This window comes from Neobacillus rhizosphaerae (assembly GCF_050477885.1).
Classification (GTDB): Bacteria; Bacillota; Bacilli; order Bacillales; family Cytobacillaceae; genus Neobacillus; species Neobacillus rhizosphaerae_A.
In genome coordinates, this window is sequence record NZ_JBCNAC010000119.1 from 14,135 (window position 1) to 29,087 (window position 14,953).

19 protein-coding genes and 1 riboswitch are annotated in these 14,953 nt (G+C 38.5%); of the genes, 7 read left to right on the forward strand and 12 right to left on the reverse strand.

The features are described 5' to 3' along the window. Window positions 1-72 precede the first annotated feature (72 nt). Window positions 73-684: a hypothetical protein gene (locus ABES03_RS17005; protein ID WP_430118827.1), complete on the forward strand. Its 612-nt coding sequence runs from the start codon at window positions 73-75 to the stop codon at window positions 682-684. Window positions 685-813: 129 nt separating this feature from the next. Here the strand turns inward: ABES03_RS17005 and trmL are convergent, their stop codons facing one another. The 3 genes from trmL to ABES03_RS17020 form a co-directional block, all read right to left on the reverse strand. Then, window positions 814-1,284, reverse strand: coding sequence for a tRNA (uridine(34)/cytosine(34)/5-carboxymethylaminomethyluridine(34)-2'-O)-methyltransferase TrmL (gene trmL, locus ABES03_RS17010; RefSeq protein WP_430118829.1), 471 nt, complete (start codon window positions 1,282-1,284; stop codon window positions 814-816). Between the two features lie 156 nt (window positions 1,285-1,440). After that, window positions 1,441-2,169: a hypothetical protein gene (locus ABES03_RS17015; protein WP_430118831.1), complete on the reverse strand. Its 729-nt coding sequence runs from the start codon at window positions 2,167-2,169 to the stop codon at window positions 1,441-1,443. Then, window positions 2,166-2,711, reverse strand: a complete 546-nt coding sequence (locus ABES03_RS17020; RefSeq protein ID WP_430118833.1) for a sigma-70 family RNA polymerase sigma factor — start codon at window positions 2,709-2,711, stop codon at window positions 2,166-2,168. The genes ABES03_RS17015 and ABES03_RS17020 overlap by 4 nt, the downstream gene beginning before the upstream one ends. 938 nt (window positions 2,712-3,649) lie before the next feature. Here ABES03_RS17020 and ABES03_RS17025 point away from each other — a divergent pair. Then, entirely contained in the window at window positions 3,650-4,423 is a 774-nt protein-coding gene (locus ABES03_RS17025) for a class I SAM-dependent methyltransferase (RefSeq protein ID WP_430118858.1), read from the forward strand. A 52-nt stretch (window positions 4,424-4,475) separates the two neighbouring features. On the opposite strand, the gene ABES03_RS17030 is transcribed toward ABES03_RS17025, so the two are convergent. Genes ABES03_RS17030 through ABES03_RS17040 form a run of 3 tightly spaced genes read right to left on the reverse strand, consistent with a single transcriptional unit; the run spans window position 4,476 to window position 5,513 of the window. Further along, window positions 4,476-4,748, reverse strand: coding sequence for a hypothetical protein (locus tag ABES03_RS17030; RefSeq protein ID WP_430118835.1), 273 nt, complete (start codon window positions 4,746-4,748; stop codon window positions 4,476-4,478). 1 nt (window position 4,749) lies between these two features. Further along, window positions 4,750-5,139, reverse strand: a complete 390-nt coding sequence (locus ABES03_RS17035; protein ID WP_430118837.1) for an SHOCT-like domain-containing protein — start codon at window positions 5,137-5,139, stop codon at window positions 4,750-4,752. Continuing rightward, window positions 5,139-5,513: a DUF2089 domain-containing protein gene (locus tag ABES03_RS17040; RefSeq protein ID WP_430118839.1), complete on the reverse strand. Its 375-nt coding sequence runs from the start codon at window positions 5,511-5,513 to the stop codon at window positions 5,139-5,141. The genes ABES03_RS17035 and ABES03_RS17040 overlap by 1 nt, the downstream gene beginning before the upstream one ends. Before the next feature lie 253 nt (window positions 5,514-5,766). On the opposite strand from ABES03_RS17040, the gene ABES03_RS17045 reads away from it, so the two are divergent. Then, window positions 5,767-6,114 carry a VOC family protein gene (locus ABES03_RS17045; protein ID WP_430118860.1) on the forward strand — a complete coding sequence of 116 codons (348 nt, stop codon included), beginning with the start codon at window positions 5,767-5,769 and terminating at the stop codon, window positions 6,112-6,114. A gap of 121 nt (window positions 6,115-6,235) precedes the next feature. Here the strand turns inward: ABES03_RS17045 and ABES03_RS17050 are convergent, their stop codons facing one another. Further along, complete coding sequence (locus ABES03_RS17050; RefSeq protein WP_430118841.1) at window positions 6,236-6,700, reverse strand: low molecular weight protein-tyrosine-phosphatase; 465 nt, start codon at window positions 6,698-6,700, stop codon at window positions 6,236-6,238. Between the two features lie 355 nt (window positions 6,701-7,055). Between ABES03_RS17050 and ABES03_RS17055 the strand changes: the two genes are divergently transcribed. Continuing rightward, the gene (locus ABES03_RS17055) at window positions 7,056-7,808 is read left to right on the forward strand and encodes an SDR family oxidoreductase (protein WP_430118862.1); all 753 of its coding nucleotides are present in this window, start codon (window positions 7,056-7,058) and stop codon (window positions 7,806-7,808) included. A gap of 187 nt (window positions 7,809-7,995) precedes the next feature. On the opposite strand, the gene ABES03_RS17060 is transcribed toward ABES03_RS17055, so the two are convergent. The 3 genes from ABES03_RS17060 to ABES03_RS17070 are packed head-to-tail and all read right to left on the reverse strand — an operon-like array spanning window position 7,996 to window position 8,949. Continuing rightward, a complete protein-coding gene (locus ABES03_RS17060; protein WP_430118843.1) occupies window positions 7,996-8,220 on the reverse strand; it encodes a helix-turn-helix domain-containing protein in 225 nt (74 codons plus the stop codon). An 18-nt stretch (window positions 8,221-8,238) separates the two neighbouring features. Then, window positions 8,239-8,418 carry a DUF2975 domain-containing protein gene (locus ABES03_RS17065; RefSeq protein WP_430118845.1) on the reverse strand — a complete coding sequence of 60 codons (180 nt, stop codon included), beginning with the start codon at window positions 8,416-8,418 and terminating at the stop codon, window positions 8,239-8,241. 45 nt (window positions 8,419-8,463) lie between these two features. After that, window positions 8,464-8,949 carry a DUF2975 domain-containing protein gene (locus ABES03_RS17070; protein WP_430118846.1) on the reverse strand — a complete coding sequence of 162 codons (486 nt, stop codon included), beginning with the start codon at window positions 8,947-8,949 and terminating at the stop codon, window positions 8,464-8,466. A 319-nt stretch (window positions 8,950-9,268) separates the two neighbouring features. Between ABES03_RS17070 and ABES03_RS17075 the strand changes: the two genes are divergently transcribed. Beyond that, on the forward strand, window positions 9,269-9,979 hold the full coding sequence (locus tag ABES03_RS17075) for a DNA alkylation repair protein (RefSeq protein ID WP_430118848.1): 711 nt from the start codon (window positions 9,269-9,271) through the stop codon (window positions 9,977-9,979). Between the two features lie 1,023 nt (window positions 9,980-11,002). Then, a riboswitch (cyclic di-GMP riboswitch) is annotated at window positions 11,003-11,088 on the forward strand. Window positions 11,089-11,210: 122 nt separating this feature from the next. Further along, window positions 11,211-12,161, forward strand: a complete 951-nt coding sequence (locus ABES03_RS17080; protein ID WP_430118850.1) for a sensor domain-containing diguanylate cyclase — start codon at window positions 11,211-11,213, stop codon at window positions 12,159-12,161. A 142-nt stretch (window positions 12,162-12,303) separates the two neighbouring features. Here the strand turns inward: ABES03_RS17080 and ABES03_RS17085 are convergent, their stop codons facing one another. After that, a complete protein-coding gene (locus ABES03_RS17085; protein ID WP_430118852.1) occupies window positions 12,304-12,459 on the reverse strand; it encodes a hypothetical protein in 156 nt (51 codons plus the stop codon). A 167-nt stretch (window positions 12,460-12,626) separates the two neighbouring features. Then, entirely contained in the window at window positions 12,627-13,694 is a 1,068-nt protein-coding gene (locus tag ABES03_RS17090; RefSeq protein WP_430118854.1) for a YeiH family protein, read from the reverse strand. 117 nt (window positions 13,695-13,811) lie between these two features. On the opposite strand from ABES03_RS17090, the gene ABES03_RS17095 reads away from it, so the two are divergent. Further along, on the forward strand, window positions 13,812-14,696 hold the full coding sequence (locus tag ABES03_RS17095; protein ID WP_430118856.1) for a LysR family transcriptional regulator: 885 nt from the start codon (window positions 13,812-13,814) through the stop codon (window positions 14,694-14,696). Window positions 14,697-14,953 lie beyond the last annotated feature (257 nt).

Here is a 14,953-nt window from a genome sequence, read left to right on the forward strand (position 1 = left end):
GAGGAGCCTGCCAACTGGCCGCAACCTGCTGTCCATGCGGGTTCCAAGTCTCAAAAAAAACTCGATAATTGGATGCCGTCGGTTGAACATGACGATTGGGAGTCGCAAGAGCACCCTACCAAATTGCCGCAACTTCCCAATCATCAAGGTATCTCGTCTAAAGGACAGTTCACTTCTTGGGTACAACCAATCCACCATGCAGGGATGTTCGCAGAAGGACAGCCTCTAGGCGGGGCTCCAACAGCCGGCCATGGGGGGGGCAACCCCCAAAAACATCCCTTTCATTGGAAGCAACCAATCGATCATGCGGGGATGATGACTCAAGGACATTCCGCTAGTGTGGCTCCATCCGCTGGCCAGGTGGGTTTCAATTCCCCAAATCATCCCTTCCCTTGGACGCAACCGGTCAATCATACGGGGCTGTTCGCACAAGGACATCACGCCTCTTTGATGCCGCCGTTCTCCAATCCTTTTGGTTTTGGCTCCAATGGGAAGCATGCGAACTTAGGCGGTTTTGGAAACCCTGCAGCCTGGGGGGGACAGGTAAATCCCATGGGATGGGGGAATAACGGAGGAAATGGCCAGCCGGGAATGCTTGGAGGCTTACTTAAAATGGGAAAAGGCACCATGAATGGCATTGGCATTCTTAGTAGTCTAATCAGTGTGGGGAAGTTCCTGTTTTAGATTAAAAGGACTTTGACCAAAGAGTAGCTATTACCTCTCTTTTTTAGAAGTAACGGGTGAGAGGTTACTCGCAAAAGCATAATTTCTGTTTGGATAATCAAAAAAAAATCTTCCAATACGGAAGATTTTTTATTTTAATTGGGGATATCCCTGCTGGCGCAGGGCTTCATAGACCAATATAGCAGCTGTATTCGAAAGGTTCAGTGAACGAATATGATTATTCATTGGTATTCTCAAAAAGTGATCCTGATTTTTTTCTAGTAAATCTTTTGGTAAACCAGTGGTCTCTTTTCCAAACATAAAATAATGATCCTTTGAACCATCACTGAAATCAAAGGCAGAATGAGCTTTTTCACCAAATGTCTCAATATAGTAAAACTCACCTTGGTTTTTTGAAAAAAAGTCATCCAATGAGTCATAATACGTTATGTTTACAGATTGCCAGAAATCTAACCCTGATCGTTTGATCATTTCATCGTCTGTTGAAAAGCCGAGTGGTCGGATTAAATGCAAGGCTGTATTGGTACCGGCACAAGTAAGTGCGATATTCGCAGTATTAGCCGGAATCTCTGGTTGATATAAAACAACATGTATGGCCACGAATCGTCACCTCTCTCTTTCATTTATCCTCTAAATTATAGCACATGGATGCCAAGGGGACGGTTCTGCTGGTTCTTTTTGCACTTTTAAGGCCCACGAGGTCGTCACTTCGAAACAATACTACTATGAAAAGCCACTAGAACCGACCCTGTGGATTCATCGCCAATCTCTTTCATTAATTTGTAATCCCTCGTTACCAAAGAAGTGCTCGATGTATTTCTGTTCCTCTTCAGCTGTTCTAACTTTCCTTACTGGACTTTCGCTTGGCTGTAAGTGGGCACCTTTCATGTTCCTAATTAACAGATAGTCATTATCGATCGTAGAGAAGTCTCCCTTTAACCACTTGTCTATGATATTCTGATACGGTTCCGATGCTTTAAATTCAACTGCTTTGTTTTTCAAATATTGTAGGTTTGCTCGGTCCATCTGGATTCTTTTGATATTCTCAACCGACATTGGAAGACGGTAATATTCTTCTCCTTTGAACTCAAGCTTTTGAAGTACCAGCGTTAGCATTGAGTAGTAGAAGAAGTCATCCCCTTTTTGATCGTTTTCAATTTGAGCGAAGTTTTTTGCTGCCTGATCTAATTCAGCCTGACTAACTTTAGGAACTTGTTTAGTAGTTGTAACTGCTGCTGTACTGCTGTTATATAGTTCAGAAGACATAGGATCCTTCTTCATTTGATTACCAAAAGAAAGATAACTAAGTCCTATTATTATGACTACACAAGCTGCTACTGATAAAAAATCTTTAAAAAGATTTTTTGTTTTTACAACTTCTCTGTTATTGATCTTGTTCAAAACTTTATACTTTTCTATTTCTGTAAAATGAATTTCTCCAAAAACGCCTTGGTCCATTTTATCTTTCATTTTATTAAAATTCATATTTGTAAATCCTCCGCAGATAGCTTATTTTTCAAAAGCTGTTTTCCTCTTCTTAATCTGCTTTTTATCGTTTCGGTATTTATATTAGTGATTTGGTGGATTTCGTGAATCTTTAAGTCCTCATAATAAAATAAATAGATGATTTCTCTGTACTTAACGGGGAGCGTTAATATACACTCCACTACTTTATTGGTATTTTCCCTTCGAATCACTTCTACTTCTGTTGAGATGCTGCTTTTTTTAAAGGGATTGATGATATGACTAAGAGAAACCATTCTGTATGCCTTGCTTTTTACCATATCTTTCGATCGATTAATGGCTATGCGGTAAATCCAGGTTTTATAGCTAGAGTTACCTTTAAATGAATTGAGGTTTTTATAAGCTGAAATAAAAACCTCCTGTGCAATATCTTCTGCTAAACTTTTATCTTTTACATAGGAAAACGCTAATCTTTTCACCATAGTGCCGTATTCGTTCATTAAATCTATTAAAATATCATCCTTATTAGACAAATGCCTTCCTTCAACATAATCTGACAACATTTTTTTGCTCCTTTTCATAACGTATTGCTTAGACGAATGAACAATAAAAATTGTTTCAACAAGTAGTATATACGATGAGAATTAAAAGGGGGATTACGCTTTAATTAACGGAGCAGCTTAGCTAAATACCAAGTATCAAGAGAAAACGATGAACTTTGCAAGGAGTTTTGGATGAGGTACTTTTTCTTGTTGTTGAGTTTAGGAGAGTATGTGGTGAAATGTAGGAGGTTAATGAGAGGAAGGGCGTGGCATATGAATGAATTGGTTTCAGACTATATCGTGCTATTGGGATTAACAGCCAGATTGGGCACGTAGACTCCTTCTACGCGACCTTCTGCTCCTTCTTGAAGCCAGATTGGGCACGTAGACTCCTTCTATGCGACCTTCTGTTCCTTCTAGAAGCCAGATTGGGCACGTAGACTCCTTCTACGCGACCTTCTGCTCCTTCTTGAAGCCAGATTGGGCACGTAGACTTCTCCTATGCGACCTTCATCGCTTTTTTGAAGCTAGATTGGTCTCGTAGACTTCTTCTACGCGACCTTTTTCTCTTTCTCACAGCGAGTGTGGGCGCATAGACTCCTCCTACGAGACCGTCTACTCTTTCTAACATCCAATTTGGTTTCATAGACTCCTTCTATGAGGGCTTATTTTCTTACCATAAATATTTTCACAAAAAAATTGCGTCATCACATAGGCGGCCATTGAGATGGCAATATCTATAAAGAAAAGATGAACAATCGTAAGTCCTTTTACAAGGGAAACGAATCCTCTCACCTTCTCAATGGTACGGTTCTGCTGGTTCTTTTTACGCCTCTAGTTTTTTACGCCACATAAGCTCGTCTTTTCGGTATTTTCCATTAAGTCTTTTGGGGAAAGCCACTAGAACTGTCCCTGCGAATTCTTTATAATGATTACAAACAAATTTAGGGATGGCTGATATATTGAAAACAAAGGCTAAATATCAAACTTGGATTCGAATGTACAAACTACTTATTTTTTTGGGTATTTCCCTCATTCTTCTCTTGATCACAGTATTGCCTGTTCCTTTCTATCTGAGAGTTCTGTCAGGTGTTTTAGCGCTGCCTTTTATTTATATAGCATGTATCCTTTCTTATTCGGTTTACCAATTTGCAGCTTTTGGGGGGAATTATCAGTCCAAAATACATGATTTACTTGTTGCAAAGGTGAATGGGGATGGAAAAAGAAAAATATTAGATATAGGAACAGGCAGTGGTTCACTTATTATTAAACTAGCAAAGACTTTTCCTAAGTCCTTTTTAACTGGTATTGACTATTGGGGCGGGAATTGGGAATATTCGAAGGCACAATGCCAACAGAATGCTAAAATAGAAGGGGTCTCTGAAAGGATTGTTTTTTTGAAAGCAAGTGCAGCTGACCTCCCTTTTCATGATGATGAATTTGATAATATTGTCAGTTGTCTAACATTTCATGAAGTTAAAGATAGCGAAAATAAAACAGAAGTAATGAAAGAGGCATTACGAGTGTTAAAACCCGGAGGTGAATTTGTCTTCTTAGATTTGTTTATGGATGAAACAATCTTTGGGGATAAAAAAGATCTTTTAAATGACTTAAAGAAACAAGGTGTATCTGAATTGAATAGCTGCAAGCTAGCTAAAGAAATGAAATTGCCAAAGCTCTTATTGAACAAAAAAGTATTAGGAAATGCAATGGTTTTGAGTGGGAGAAAATGAACCGTAACAATAGCAGAGAAAAAGCACAATTCCAGTACGAAGGAATTGTGCTCTATAACCTAATAGAAACCTCTGTTCCGTCTTTAAGGCTTGTTTCAACCAGCAGTAGTCCTCTTTGCTCTGAAAGTTCTTTTAGCAAAGGCTTCAAATCTTCCCTGTTTATAGAAGGAATTTGAAACGTTTTCTTTGCTTTTTTTTCAATTGCACGGTTTACATGGACCAGGATTCGCTTTGAAGTGAGGATTCCAATGGATAAATGTAAAAAAGCATACGGGACTGGAATAATAAATCGTCTGGCTTTTGCTCTTATTTTTATCTTTATCATATTACTCAATGATAACCAGTACTTTGTCACCTTTGGCTGAAGTAACATCTACAATTTGTCCGTCCAATTCATTTTCAATCGCTTCAATTAAAAGTTCAACGTCGATATCCTTTACATACTTTTCGGATTCAGGAATCATTTTAGCAATATTAGTTCCTACCTTTAAAACAGCTTTTATGAGTTTTATGGGCAGATTCACATTTATATTGTCACCTTCCTGAGAAGTAACACGGACTTTTAGCATTTTGTTTAAGTAGGAGGGTGAGGTCCGTTTATTTAGGTCGACCTGATTACTCTTTCCTTGGAGTACATCGATTAACTCAGCAGCCTTCTCTTTGTCCAACTTTCCTTCTTCCACCATGGTTAATACTCTTGAAATTTCTTCACTCATTAGGATTCCTCCTCATTTAATATCCCAATCGCTTCTTCGGCTGTTATTTCGCCTTTTTCCAGCATTAAAATTACTTTCTTCCGATCCACCTTTTCAACCTTCTTAGTGGTGGAATATCCAAGGGAAGAGATAATATCATCTAATTTCCCACGAACGGTGGGGTAGGAGACTCCAAGCTCTTTTTCAACTTCTTTAATATTTCCACGGCACTTTAGAAAAGTTTCAATAAAACCTAGCTGTTCCTTGCTAAGAGTGGCAAAATTAGAGAGTTCAAATTCATTTTCAATTGTGGTATGACAATGAGTACACTGTAGCTTTGTGACTTTTAGTTGCTTACTACAAACGGGGCACTCTGAAATAAGAGGATATGCCATAATTCCCTCCTTCTTTATTAATAACTCGATTATACACCAAAACACTTAAGTATTAAACATATAAATTAATAAATTAAATATTTTTTAACTAATAAATAAATATATTTAATATTTATATTAAAAAATTTAATTATAAATGATGGGTCTTTATTTTTTGATTAAAATTAACAAAGCTGATTGTTTGAAGAAGGAATTTGTTTTTATTTCTTGAATTTCTAATTTAGTCGAAAAATAAGGGAGAGAGTTTATTATGATGATAAAGGGTTTCGGGGGAATATTTTGGAGGACTAAAAATCTAGAAGCTATAAAAAAATGGTACAGTGAAGTGTTGAAACTTGAAATTGACAATTGGAATGGGACTATTATTAAACCCCATTCAGAAAATGAAACGATCTTTTCTTTCTTTACTGAAGATGACCCTTACTTTCCAACAGAACAGCAAGTGATGTTAAATTTCGAGGTTTATAATCTAAACGAGACAATTCAGCATCTTGAACAAATTGGTGTACCGCTTGAAAAGGAAAAAGAGGTTAGTGAATTCGGTCAGTTTATTTGGATTAAAGATCCTGAAGGTAGACTGGTTGAGCTATGGGAGAAATAGAGAGTTGTAATCATTTGTTGTTGAGTTAACAAGTGCTTAAGGTTAGGGAGGATCGCAGCTGCGGTCTTTTTTTTTAATTCGTAACTGTTTTGATTGTCGGATTAAGATGGATGCCTCGGTGTTATAAGTTTTGTTCGCTGCGTATTTTCTTGAGTAATGCCCTGCAGCCGGTTGAAACAAGACGATAGGTTTCATCAAAATCACCTGTGTAAAATGGATCGGGGACATCTTTTCTGTTTTTGGTCAGGTCGAGCAGCCTAATGATCTTTGGATGAATAGGCTTGCCGATTATCCTGCAAATATTTTTTATGTTACTTTCATCCATACCAATAATATAGTCGAACTTCCAAAAGTCTTCTTTCTTTAGTCGGCGTCCAACAAGCCCTTCAGAAGAGATATTGTATTTCTTTAGAATATCAAGAGTTCCTTCGTGAGGAGGGAAGCCGATTTGCAATAAACTAGTTGCTGCGGAATCAACTGCGATTTTTTTAGTCAAATTTTCTTTTTTGACTAAGTCGCGAAACAAAGCTTCTGCCATCGGTGAACGGCAAATATTCCCCAGGCATACAAATAATACGTTAATCATGTACTTACCACCTTATGATTTATCTTTTTATTAGAATACGGAGTTAATAAAAAATTGTGAAACAACCATGGGGGGCCAAGGGGATGTTCTGCTGGTCCTTTTTGCTCTTCAAGTGCCCTTGGTCTAAGAGTTCGTCACTTCGGAATAAATAAAAAGCCACTAGAACCGTCCCAGTCGATAAGAGATGAAATAGCAAGAGGGCAGTAAAGGCTGGAGGTACAATTTGTAGTGAGCCCTCAGAGAGCCAAGGCTGGATGTACGGCTGCTATTTATTACTCCTTCGGCATCTTGCTCATATCCATATACAACACATTCCAGCGATGACCATCTAAAACAGCAAAACCTAAAAGATAAAATTGCAATCATTACGGGTGTAAGCCGTCTGAAAGGTATTGGAGCAGCTATTTGTAAAGAGTTAGCTGATACGGGTTATCATATCTTTTTTACGTACTGGACGGAATATGATAAAAAAATGCCTTGGAGCATTGATTTTAATGAGCCAATGAAATTAAAAGAAGAATTACTAAAAAAAGGTGTTAGGGTGTCATGTATGGAGTTGGATTTAACACAACATGATGCACCTGAACAACTTATAAACAGAGTTTCTGAACAACTTGGTTATCCTGATATCCTGATTAATAATGCAGCATACTCGACTAACAACGATTTTTCTAATATAACTATCGAAGAATTAGACAAACATTACATGGTAAATGTTCGTGCAACGACGCTATTAAGTAGTATATTTGCTCAAAGGTTTAGAAAGAAATCTGGTGGAAGAATAATCAATATTACTTCGGGTCAGTTTCAAGGACCAATGCCTGGTGAATTAGCATATGCAACAACAAAGGGAGCAGTTGATGCTCTAACTATTACATTGTCGGCTGAACTAGCCCCTTTAGGAATAACAGTCAATGCAATAAATCCAGGTCCAACTGATTCAGGGTGGATGACAGAAGAAATAAAAAGTAAATTAAAACCGATGTTTCCTTTCGGTAGAATAGGTGAACCGAGAGATGTTGCAAAAAGTATTAAATTTCTGGTCAGTGATGAAGCAGATTGGATTACAGGTCAGATTATACATTCAGAAGGTGGATTTAAAAGATAAATTAAACTAAAAAGGCTCTGTTTCTAGAGCCTTTTTTGCTGTCTGAAATTTCAAGGATATATATCAGTTTGTGAAGGATTGCAATTAAAGTTACGGGGTGCAAAAGTTTAAGAATGGAGTTGCTGAGGCAATCCTATATTTTCAAACCTTTTCACTATTGCACCCGTTAATTAATGAAATCTGTTGTCTATTTTTCTTGTGTGTCTTCGTCACTTTTATACTCCAAAATATCACCTGGCTGACAGTCCAAAGCCTTACATATCGCTTCTAATGTTGAAAAACGAACTGCTTTTGCTTTCCCGTTTTTTAGAATAGAAAGGTTCGCCATCGTAATCCCAACCTTCTCCGAAAGCTCCGTTACGCTCATTTTTCTTTTAGCCAGCATCACATCAATATTGATTATAATTGCCAAGTTATCCACCTCACACGATTAAATCATTTTCAGATAGTGTATATCTACGATTCCCTTTACAAGCCTTTGGAGGACACCTGCAAAGGTTGCGATTACGATCGAAGCAAAAGTGAGCATACATCCCAAACTTATAAAGCCTGTTATGTCTTCACCTTTACCTGCACTCAATAGAATTCCAAATAGTATTGCTGCTACCATAAAGGCACAAATGCTTATTGCACACTAATAAATGTTGCTGCGTGCTTATACCGTCAAATCATTTTCCGATTTGATATCAATCGCTTCTTGTAAAAGTCTTTGGAGGACAGCAGCAAAAACAGCGATCACCATTGAAGCAAAAGGAACAACCAATCCGACAAAGATGACACCTGGGGCGTCGTCTTTGTCCGCAAAGAGATAGAAGAGCGGCAAGGTTAATACATGCAAGGTACTGATTGTAATGGCACATTGTTTGATTTTCTTTAAAGCGACTACAGAAATTTCCGAGAAAGCTATATTTCTGTCAATGTAGCGTAAAAGTTTGAAAGCCTGATACAAAGCAAAGTAAAAAGGGATCGCTGATGCATAAAAAACGCTGGAAACCAGATATTTTATATAGGCAAACTCAGGAATTAATTTTGCGGCAATCTTCCCTAGCTCAGGTACCAAAAATATGCACAAAGCAAGTACTGGGATTCCAATAAAAATAACAGCAATCTTTAAAAAGAGTGTTGATATTCCTTGTTTCATAAAAAGCACCTCTCTTAATTGTTTTCAATTTGATTTTAAATCATTATTTATTGTTTATCAATAAAAAATTATCGGTTTTAATTATATTATTGTTGTTGGTATATAAATATCACTCGATTTTAGAAAAAAATAAAAAGCATTCCTGATGACACAGAAATGCTTTATAACGATTAGAGAAAGCGATGGATTCGCAGACTTGAAAAAAGGGGACAGTCCCCCGCTGCTTTACAGCGGTGGGGGACTGTCCCCTTTTTGCCTTGATAACGACGCTGTGGCACAATGAGGTGGAGATGATTAGTAGGGAAGGAAGTGCAAAGCGATGGATTTTGAATTGGTTATGCAGGAACTGGAAGCACTGGGCAAGGAACGTAGTAAGAAGACATACATAAGCAATGGTGCCCACGAGCCGCTTTTTGGCGTGGCTACAGGTGCAATGAAGCCGATCGCAAAGAAAATCAAGAAAAATCAGCCGTTGGCCGAGCAGCTTTACGCCACCGGGAACTACGATGCCATGTATTTTGCAGGCGTTATTGCGGACCCCAAGGCGATGACGGAGGAGGATTTTGATCGTTGGATCGATGCGGCATACTTTTATATGCTGTCTGATTATGTGGTTGCCGTCACTTTAGCAGAAAGCGATTTGGCACAAGCTGTTGCTGATAAATGGATTGCAAGCGGGGAAGAACTTCGAATGTCGGCAGGCTGGAGCTGTTACTGTTGGCTTTTGGGTAATCGCAAGGACGAGGAGTTTAGTGCAAGCAAGCTTGCGAATATGCTTGATCAGGTGGAAAACACGATTCATGATTCTCCTGAACGAACGAAGTCCGCTATGAATAATTTTATCTACACGGTCGCGATTTCCTTTGTGCCACTTCATGAGAAGGCGGTTGAAACCGCAAAGGCAGTAGGCCCAGTCGAGCTCAAGCGGGACAAGAAAAAAAGCAGTATCCTGAATGCTTCCGAAAATATTCAAAAGGAAATCGATCGAGGGAAGAGGCTTGGGTTCAAACGTAAGTATGTAAGATGTTAGCAAGAGACCAAGGGAAAGGTTCTACTAGTTTGTTTAACTATTTAGCAGATTTAGAGAAAGTGAACTAATGTATACAAATGAAAAAAATCTTATTCAGTTGGTACCCGCATAGTAATAAGTGAATATAAAAACAACCATAAAAGCAGTGTGCTTTTCATTTAAGATCACACTGTTTTTAGCATATTTAATGGAAGATTATATTGAAATTATTAATATTGGCTTCTTCAACTAACTAAGCAGGTTTAATAAGGATAATTAACATATTAAACTAAATTTATCGAATTATTTGACCATGTTCATCATAAATTGTTACCTTAACTGGCAATTTAACTTTATTTTTCTGGAAAGTAACATACCAAAACCACAAGTTATCTCGAACGAAAAACCTGTTTTGCTGAATATTGTCTTCACTATTAATAAAGATGGTCTTTGCGGCGTCTTCGGCAAAACCATATATAATGGAAAAATTTTTTTGGACATTATTTTGGCTCGCCAGTCTATTGGTCCTCTCTCCTCTTTAAACTCCTGGAAATCCATCTCTGGATAAATAAACTTTTTAAAGTCAGTAAATCCTCCATTGGTAAGAACAGGAATGATTCCTGAGCTACTCTAAACTAAATTTGAATTAGTATCAAACAAAAGAATTTTTTTGCAATCGCCGCCCAATTTGTGCTGATACTCTTTCGCAGATTCTTTCTTCCAAGGATGTAGTTGGAATATTAGGACTAGCAGATATTGTAGGTTTAGTAAGACGCATTGAAAAAAATTAATTACCACAATTATGCCTAAACATAGTGCGGTTATAGCAATTTTTTTACTCATCTTAATTTCACCCCACTTATATTATTCAGACAATTATATTATAAACCAAACGCCGTTGCTTTTAGGAAATATTAAATGATTCCCAAGTGAAAGTACAATCATTCATTTACTATTCAATAAATCGTTACAATATATCACAAAAATGGGATATTGAAAATATTGTAAAATATTCTATAATAGGAATAAAGAACTATTAATCTCAAAAAGAAAAGGCAAACTCATTGAAAGGTGAGGACGCAAAGCTAAAGGGGCTAACTTCTATATGAAAAAGCCAGCCAGCTACCGATTAGAATTTCCAATTAAGCTTAATCGGGTTTCCGATTAAGATTTTTTTATTTTTGGGAGACACAAAAGAGTATCTAAATGGAAACAGAACTTTTTAGACTAATTAGAAAGGATGTTTGCACAAATGATGTTGTTTTTTGCAGGTTGGGTAGTAGGGATTTTAGGTTTTGGAATGTATTATTACCTCGATAAAGAGAAAAGACGCAAAGAGAAAATGGAAGAGGATCTGCGGTTTTCGGGATTAGTTGCCAGTACCAAAGATATTATCTATTATTTTGAGAAAGTTCCAGGATTCCAATTTCGTTACGTGTTGCCCCCGTTGGAACATTTTTGGGGTGAAGAAATGGGGAAGGAAGCATTTGTTGATCCAGAAAAGTTTTTTTATTTAGTTCATCCAGATGACCTAGATATGCTGTGGAAAAAAATAAGGGGTGAAGTAGATTACAATAAGCCAATTATCTATAGAATTAGAAACAAGGAAGGCGGATACAATTCCTATGAGGAATACACTACACCTGTATATAAGGATGGGGAAATTATCGCCCTCCAAGGGATTCTAAGAAATATAAATGAGAAAATTCGTTTACAATCAGAGCTTGAATATCAGATTAATCATGATGACTTAACAGGATTACATAATCGAGGTTACTTTGAAAAGAAACTGAGGAAATATGACGAAGAAGTGAATTCCTCGGTTGCCATTCTTATCTGTGATTTGGATGAATTGAAACGTGTGAATGATGTGTTTGGTCACAAAGCGGGAGATGTATTAATCAAAACTACTGCTGAAGTTTTAAATAGTTTCTCCTCAGAAAAAGTCACTATTTCAAGACTTGGTGGAGATGAATTTGCACTCTTAATTACTGATACATTTATTGAAGAGGTGGAGAAGTTGTTTCATTCAATAAAAGATGAGATACATACCTCTTATATTGAGTCGCTTTCACAGCACATTAAAATGTCGGTTGGCTTTGCATATAGCAGGAATTCCATTCATCAAATGGAGCAACTATTTATTGAAGCAGATAGGAATATGTATAAAAACAAGAAAGATAGAAAGGTATTAGCAATGTAGGTAGTGTGTGATGTGGCGTAAAGGGACGGAGTTGGTTGGACTCTATCCCTTTTTTGTTCTTGATTCGAAAGCAATTTCTGACAGCGTTAGCGGATTAGCCAGCAACATTGTTAGAAGACCTGGCAAAGAAGAGAAGTCTACGTTATTTTTTATCATAAACCACTAAAATCAATGTGGCTATTGGACCTAAGAGTAGGGATAGTAAAAACCAATTTAGACCACCTCTGTTCTTACCTTGGGCTATCCCAGCATTGATTAACGCTAAGGTACCCCAGCTAACATAATATTGATCATTCATAGAAAATCTACCTCCTATCACTTCTATAACTTATTCTATTCATGTATTCTATTAACCTGCTTTGTTAGTCAAAACGAGGACTGTCACTTTTTTGAAGACAGGAAACTAGTAAAAGAAAATGGCCCTCAAACTTCGATGGAATCGATGCATGAGAACCATTTATATATCTATAAAATAAAGAAAGTAATAACCGATAGAAAGATGGATGTGATTAGCATGGCTATTAGTGGTCTTAGGGCTTTTGTTCGGAGGTCACGAAGGCTTACGTTTAGGCCAAGTCCGACCATGGCTGATGTCAGGATAAAGGTGGTTGCAGTTGAGATGCCGTCTAGAACGGCTGTTGGTACTGGAACCCACGTGCCTACAGCATAACTTCCGAACAAGCTCATGAGAATGAACCCCACCAAAAACCAAGGGAAATCCACTTTCGTTTCTCCTGCCGCATCTGCACTTTTTCGTTTCATCCAATACATCAAAATAAAACATAATGGAACCAGCAGCAGAACGCGTCCTAGCTTGGCCAAGAGGGCCATGGCCAACCCATCTGGACCCGCAGGTGCACCGGCCAAAGCTACATGGGCAATTTCATGAAGGCTGCTGCCGCTCCAGACCCCGTAATCCACAGCGGACAAGGGAAGAAGCGGACGAATAATCGTATAGATGATGGAAAAAATGGTCCCAACTAGAGCGATGATTCCGACCCCAATTGCCGTATCCTCCTCTTTGGCTTTGATGATGGGTGCTACCGCTGCAATCGCTGCTGCCCCACATACACCGGTACCAACCCCTAGAAGTAACGATAAGGATGAATCCGCTTTCAGTCTTTTTCCTAACCAAACTGTAGTGAGTATCGCAAAGACGATAACCCCGGCATCACGGAACACCAGCCCCAAGCCTTGGTTCAGAATCACGTCGACATTTAATTTTAACCCATATAAGATAATCGCAAACCGTAAGAAATATCTCGCTGAAAATTGAATTCCTGCTCGAATTTTTTCAGGATATCCAAAAAATTGCCGGTAAATGATGGCCAAGATAATGGCACAAGCCATCGGTCCGACTCGGTTAAAGCCAGGTATCGCCGAAAGGGCAAATCCAGCTGCCGCAATGACAATGGTAAAAGCGATTCCGCCTACCCACAAACCAGCTTTGGATTGTGGCTCCGGCTTTTTTTGCTGCTGTTGCTGGCCAGCTATTTCGTGTGAAGATAAGGCTCTTGCTGATTGATTACTCATTCAATCACCCCACAACTTATTTTGTACTTTCATCCTACTCCTGTTTTGTAGATAAGGAAAATAATGATATATAATAGTTATCATAAGTAAATCGATATACATTAAATGGGGGTTACCATGGATCACTATTTAGAGGTGTTTGTAAAGGTTGTAGAAAAGGGGAATTTTTCAAAGGCTGCAGAAGACCTACACATGACCCAACCGGCGGTCAGCCAATACATCAAAGTCCTGGAGGAATCGGTTGGAGCCCGACTCTTGGAACGGAATAATAAATTTGTCCGCCTGAATAAGGCTGGAGAAATTGTCTTCCATCATGCAAAAGAGATTCTTGCCCTTTATTCTAACATGCAGTATTTAATCGATGATCTTACCAACAAAGCGAGCGGCCCCATCGCGATTGGTGCGAGCTACACGTTTGGGGAATATATCTTGCCGCATATTATCGCAAGGCTACAGGCAAAATACCCGCTTATTACACCGACTATTCAGATTCATAATACAAAAGAAATCATTGATCTTGTCCAAACTCATCAATTAGATATTGGCATCGTAGAAGGGCATATTAAAGAAAAGGTACCGAATGTAGAGGTTGTTGCAGAAGATAAAATGGTCATTGTCGCTTCATCGCAGCATCCTTTGATAAAAGAGGATAATAGAAGAAATATAGCGGATTTGGGGGAGGAGTGTTGGATTTTACGAGAAAAGGGCTCGGGTACAAGGGAAGCGGCCGAACACTTCTTTGAAAGCTTGGATTTTACTCCTAAGAAAGTGATGGAATTCGGAAGTACGCAGGTCATCAAGGAATCGGTTGAAGCTGGTCTAGGAATCAGCCTGCTGTCGCAATGGGCCATAAAGAAAGAACTGATGTATGGTTATTTTGAAATCGTTGATGTGGAAGGATTGCCGTTTATACGGAATTTCTCCATCTTAACGCATTCTCCTTATCAAACGAAGGCATTACAACAATTTATTGAGACATTGCGGGAGTACTTGGGGGATTAAAGGTTCTGGGGACAGAAGGTTCTGGGGACAGTCCCCCGCCGCTATACCGCGGTGGTGGAGGTGCTTGTTCCAGCTCAAAAATGAGAGCTCTTTTTATAAACTTTGTTGCAATGAGGAGTCAAACCTGGGCTTACCTGTCAGAACCTGAGGCAACTTCTGACAGAGTGGGTTCAAACCAGAGCAACATTGTCAGAACCTGAGGCAACTTCTGACAGTGTTGGATTAAACCAGAGCAACATTGTCAGAACCTGAGGCAA